1 pseudogene is annotated in these 286 nt (G+C 58.4%); it reads left to right on the plus strand.

Features of this window, described 5'->3' with window-relative positions:
- Positions 1-286 (plus strand): annotated as a pseudogene (locus ACTHSA_RS10840) (RHS repeat protein); the annotation flags it as partial.

Here is a 286-nt window from a genome sequence, read left to right on the forward strand (position 1 = left end):
GCCTCAACCGGCTGACCGCCCACATCGACGGACTTGGTGCCAAAACCGCTTACGAGCTCGCAGTGGACGGACTGCCGATCAAACGCACCAACGCACTGGGCCATACCTTCGCCTATGCCTACGACAAAGCCCGCCGGCTGACCGTCCTTACCAATGAAAACGGCGAAACCTACCGTCTCGATTACGACCAAACCGACAACCTGATCCAAGAAACCGGCTGGGACGGCAAAATCACCGCCTACGGCTACGATGTCGCCGGACAACTGGTTCAACAGACCGAATACGG

Source organism: Neisseria sp. P0008.S002 (assembly GCF_051962805.1).
Taxonomy (GTDB): Bacteria; Pseudomonadota; Gammaproteobacteria; order Burkholderiales; family Neisseriaceae; genus Neisseria; species Neisseria perflava.